The organism is Geminocystis sp. CENA526, assembly GCF_050753365.1.
GTDB lineage: Bacteria > Cyanobacteriota > Cyanobacteriia > Cyanobacteriales > Cyanobacteriaceae > Geminocystis.
Genome location: NZ_JBLZFY010000275.1, coordinates 1 through 1,433 on the forward strand (window position 1 = coordinate 1; position 1,433 = coordinate 1,433).

Sequence of the window (1,433 nt, forward strand, 5' to 3'; positions counted from 1 at the left end):
GCTTACGCCCCAAGGATTAGGGATTAGGGGTTAGTTTTTCTGTTTCTTCATTCCCCACTTCCCACTTCCCACTTCCCACTTCCCACTTCCTACTTTATTTCCTTCAAGGCTTTACCAAACTTCGGATAATTAACCTTCACTCCGTCATCTAAGTCTATCTCTAGCTTTTCGATCGCCAAGGGATATAATATGGTACGATCGAACTCGTTTAATTCATTGACTATTTTTGTAAGTTTAGCAGTTTCCTTGAGGGCTTTGGTTTTCTGGGAGGTGCTAACATCGGCACTCACTTCTATTTGTTTGAAGTGTTCCAGTTGTCCTTCTAATTTACGGCGGTATTCTCGTAAATATTCATTCAAGACAATACTAACGGTATCAGGGCGGTAGCGGTGCAGGTATATCAAAGCGTTAAAGCTACCTTTAGGGCTACTAAATAGCCAGTATATCGGGCGTTTCTTATACCGTTTAACATGGTCATTATAGAAGTCTGACTGGAAATATTTACCGATTTTCTTGCCAATGGCATCTTCTATAAATTTGAGGTTAGTTTGATAGTTGGCTTCTCCAAAGGTGATGCGCAGAAATTGGCGGAATTGTGCAGTAATATCATCGCTAAACCAATCGCCGTCAAGGATAGGGATAACGTTTGTTTTTGTGGGGGAAAAGTGGGAAGTGGGAAGTGGGAAGTGGGAAGTAGTTAATGTTTCGTTTTCTACTAATCCCTCATCCCTAATCCCTAATCCCTTGTCATCACCAATTATTCTATAGTAATCCTCGATCGTCTCTCCTTGATTTGCTAAGATTAAGCCTTGTTTATCCAGTGAATAACGTCCAAACATACAACCCACTGCATAGGAGATAAATTCTTTCATGGTATCTTCTAACAGGCGTTTTTCTAAGGCTTCATCGTAGGGGAAGTTAGTGGTTAGTGGGTAGTGGTTAGTGGGTAGTTTTTCTGTTTCACTGTCCACTGTCCACTGTCCACTATCAACTTGCCTATTACTGTCCACTTCTTCCTTCCCATAACGATAATAAGGGTTACAGGTGAGGGTGATTTCCTTTAATGGCACTTCGGGGGTTAATTCTTCTTGTAATCCGTAGGCTTCAATAAATATTCGGTTATTTTCTTCCTCTAATCTCTGCATTTCTAATGTCATTTCTGCCCATTGTTGGCGGAGGGTTTTGTAGGTTTCGGCGATGGTTTTTGGGATGGGATAAGTGGTTAGTGGGTAGTGGTTAGTGGGTAGTTTTTCTTCTTCACTGTCCACTATCCACTGTCCACTGTCCACTCTTTCCCCCTTACTTTCCACTTTCCACTTTCCACTGTCTTCTTCTAAAAGCGGTAAAGTAGTAAAATCCCATGAGGTTTCGTATGAATCCCAATCTATTTTTGCGAAAACAATAAGTTTTTTTGATAGACAATCTATATCTAT

General features: G+C 40.8%; 1 protein-coding gene. It reads right to left on the reverse strand.

Features of this window, described 5'->3' with window-relative positions; genetic code table 11:
- Window positions 1–89: 89 nt before the first annotated feature.
- On the reverse strand, window positions 90–1,433 hold a 1,344-nt coding region (locus tag ACN4EE_RS23340; protein ID WP_431708901.1), incomplete at its 5' end, for a BREX-1 system adenine-specific DNA-methyltransferase PglX.